Raw genomic sequence first — 3848 nt, 5'->3', positions numbered from 1 at the left:
TGCGCAGCAGATCCCCGATGCGGCCGACGCCGACACGCGCCTGCTGGTAACCGTCGAACACCTGCGAGAGCTGCTGGATCGGTCCGAAGAGCAGCCCGAGGTAGAGCACGAACGCCACGAGGGTGCCCGCGGTGGTGGTGCCGGTGGCGATCTGATGTGCGCCGACGAACACGACGACAGCGAGGGCGATGTCGGAGAGCAACGTGATGAGGGGGAAGAACACCGAGATCGCGGTCTGCGATCGCATTCGGCTCGCCCGGTAGCGGTCGGAGCGTTCGGCGAACCGGGATGCGGCGTACTCCTCGCGCCGGTACGCCTGTGCGGCGCGCAGTCCGGTGACGTTCTCCTGGAAGTCGGCGTTGACGATCGAGATGCGCTCGCGGGACGTCGAGTACGCCGCCGAGGAGATGCGCCGGAAGATGACGGTGGCCACGGCCAGGGGCGGCACCACCGCCAGCGCCACCAGTCCGAGTGCCGGGTCGGTGACGAGCAGTGCGGCGGCGATGCCGACGATGGTCAGCACGCTCACCACCGCGGTCGAGGCTCCGGTCTGGATGAACGAAGACAGCGCATCGACGTCGGTGGTCATTCGGGTCATGATGCGACCCGACAGCTCGCGTTCGTAGTAGTCCAGGCCGAGCCGCTGAATGTGCGCGTAGCTGCGCACCCGGAGTCCGAAGAGCACTCGCTCGCCTGCCCTCGCGGTGATGACCGTCGTCCAGCAGACGACGAACCAACTCACCGCTGCCAACACGACGCCGATCGAGGTGGCGATCCACAGGGTGTTCGAGTCTCCACTGGCCACCCCGCTGTCCACGGCGTAGCGAACGAGGGAGGGGAAGGCGATCGAGGCCAGTGAGTCCAGCGCGAGGAGCACCACCACCGCTGCCAGCAACAAGCGCACCGGGCTCAGCAGTCTCGACAGCCGGAACTCGGGGTCGGGTCGACGCAGTTCGGATCCCGATGTGCCCGGGTCCTCGGTCGCAGGCGGCAGGGCCGCGACTGCCCGGGAGATGGCCGGTGTGGGTGCCAATGAGCCGAATGCCCCGGCCATCGCAGTTCCGTGACCACCTCCGCCTCCGGGCGTGGGTACCGCGGCTGCGCCGGGTGCGACCGTCGACTCGGGAGACGTATCGGGCCAGAGCGTGTCGGCGGATGGGTCCACGGTCGGCTCCGCGCCGGGATCGTCGTTCGGCTCGCCGTCTCCGCCGGCCAGGAGGGCCCGGAACAACGGACAACGCTGATCCAGTTCGTCGACCGTTCCGGTGTCGATGATGCGGCCGTTGTCGAGGACGGCAACGCGGTCGGCCAGGGTCAGAGTCGAGCGGCGATGAGCGAGAACGAGAGTCGCGCGTGTGCGGACGCCGCGCAACGCGTCGAAGATGGCGGCCTCGGTCTCGGCATCCACGGCGGAGGTGGCGTCGTCCAGGATCAGAATGCGCGGCTCGACGAGAAGAGCGCGGGCCAGCGCGATGCGTTGGCGCTGGCCTCCGGACAGGGTGAGGCCGCGCTCACCGACGAGGCTGTCGTATCCCTCGGGCAAGGCGTCGATGAAGTTCGAGGCCTGCGCCAGCCGCGCCGCATGCTCGATCTCCTCCGCGGTTGCGTCGGGCCTGCCGAGGGCGATGTTGGCGGCGATGGTGTCGGAGAAGAGGAACGGCTCGTCGAATACCAGAGAGACGGCCTCGCGCAGGGACGTCGAGTCGAGGTCGTCGATATCGATGGACGTTCCGTCGGACGTCAGGGCGATCTGTCCCCGAACGGGGCGGTAGAAGCGGGGGAGCAGGAGTGCGAGTGCGGTCTTTCCCGAGCCCGCGTGGCCGACGACGGCCACCGTTTCACCGGGCGAGACGGTCAGGTTCAGGTCGGTGAGCACGTCGCGTTCGGGCTCGAACCGGAACGTCACCTCGGAGATGCGCACTCCGAGCGGGCCATCGGGCAACGCGACGGGCTCGGTCGGTTCCGGGTCGGACGGCTCGGTATCGACCACCTCGTAGACGCGCTCGACGGCCGCGCGGGAGAGCTGAGCCATGATCACCACCGACGAGACGGTGCGGGTAACGGCGGACAGGGTCGCGACGTAGGTGGCGAAGGCCAAAAACGTGCCGATCGTGATGTGGCCCTCCAGGGCCAGATAGCCGCCGAGGGCGATGACTCCGACGAGTCCGAGTTGAGGAATGGTGGCCATCGACGGCGCGAACCGCGAGTTGATCTTGGCCGATCGCATGCGCTCGGCGAACAGCGTGCGACCCAGTGTCTCGATGCGATCCACCGCGCGGGCTTCCTGTCCGAAGCCCTTCACCACTCGGACGCCGGTGACCGTCTCCTCGACATGTTGCGCCAGATCGGCGGCGCGTTGCTGCGCCGACCAGGTGGCCGCGAAGAGAGTGGGCCGAATTCGATAGACCACGATGCCGACCGCAGGAACGATGAGTACCGCGACGACGGTGAGCAGTGGCGACAGATATGCCATCACCGCCAGCGCCAGCACGAACTGCAGGACGGCTCCCGCCGACAGCGGCACCATGGCCAGCAGTCCCTGCACCAGTTGGAGGTCGGTGATCGATCTCGACACGACCTGGCCGGTACGGATCTCGTCCTGTTTGCGCCCGTCGAGCCGCTGCAGTGACGCGAGCAGGTCGAGGCGCAGATCGTGCTGGACGTCGATCGAGAGCCGGCCGGCGAGCATGCGTCGACCGAATTGGCACGCGAAGCGCACCAGACCCAACAGTGCGATGGCGGCGGCGACGGTGGCGATCTTCTCGCCCCTGCCTGCGGTCGCGTCGTCGATGGCGACCCTGGTGAGCAACGGGAACGAGATGTCGATGACCGCGGCGATCATCGTCACGCCCAAGGCTCCGAGTGCGGTGCGTCGATGCAGCATGCACTGCGCGATCAGACGTCTGATCCACCCACGCCGAGTACTCGACGCGGGTTCTGCGCTGTCGAGTGTCGACGAGCCGCGTCGGGGTGCCGTTGCACGGTCTTTCACCGCATTACTGTGTGCCATCGATTCACCACGCTAGACCCGGCCACCGACAGGGTCGGCCCGCGAACGAAGCGACGTCAGTCGATGTCGCGGGTACGGGCCAGGAACCAGCCGACGCCGGTGAGGATCGCGGCCCACAGCGCGAGTCCGAACGGTGCCCACGGCCACGACGCCAGGTCGCCCGCGTCGTCGAGTTGAGTCGCCGCCATGGTCGGCAGAGTCAGATTCGACGGCAACGCCACGGCGACCGATCCGAGCCCGAGTCCGAACAGGATCAACGAGATGAGACCCTCGCCGAACGGCAGCCAGGCGACGAGCACGATCGCGGCCCACGTCGGAGATTTGAGCAGCAGACCCAGGCCGGCACCGATCATAGACCACAGCACCACTGCGAGGAGGCACGATGCCACCACGCCGATGAACGCGCCGTCCAGCAGCACTGTCCGCTCGTTGAAGATCAGCAGACAGATCAAGCTGGCCAGCAGCACCACCAGGCCGTATCCGAGGCCGAACAGCGCAGTGACGATGAGTTTGGCGGCGATCACCCCGTCGCGGCCGCGGGCCGTCAGGAAGCTGGTGGTGATGGTCTTGTGGCGGAATTCGGTTCCGGCGTTGACGGCACCGAAGATGCCGGCGAACAGAATCGCGGCACCGGCGGCGACGTACAGGCCGATCGAGGCGACCCCGCCGGAAATGTCGAGGTCCTCCTCGAATTCGCCCAGCTGATTCGCGATCACCGACGTGATGACGGACGCGAACACTCCGACGACGATCGGAGCGATCGCCAGAGCCCACCAGAACTTCAGTGTCGTGACCTTGCGGATCTCCGACGTGAGCAACGCGTTCATCGCGGACCCCC

2 protein-coding genes are annotated in these 3848 nt (G+C 67.4%); both read right to left on the bottom strand.

Features of this window, described 5'->3' with window-relative positions:
* The coding region (locus tag RHBS_RS25425; protein WP_145977607.1) for an ABC transporter ATP-binding protein at positions 1 to 2884 on the bottom strand (2884 nt) is incomplete at its 3' end.
* A gap of 182 nt (positions 2885 to 3066) precedes the next feature.
* Positions 3067 to 3848: ABC transporter permease (locus RHBS_RS25420; RefSeq protein ID WP_237669707.1), on the bottom strand; the 782-nt coding region annotated here is incomplete at its 5' end.

Source organism: Rhodococcus sp. BS-15, assembly GCF_000813105.1.
Classification (GTDB): domain Bacteria; phylum Actinomycetota; class Actinomycetes; order Mycobacteriales; family Mycobacteriaceae; genus Rhodococcoides.
This window is presented reverse-complemented; position numbering and strand designations above follow the sequence as displayed.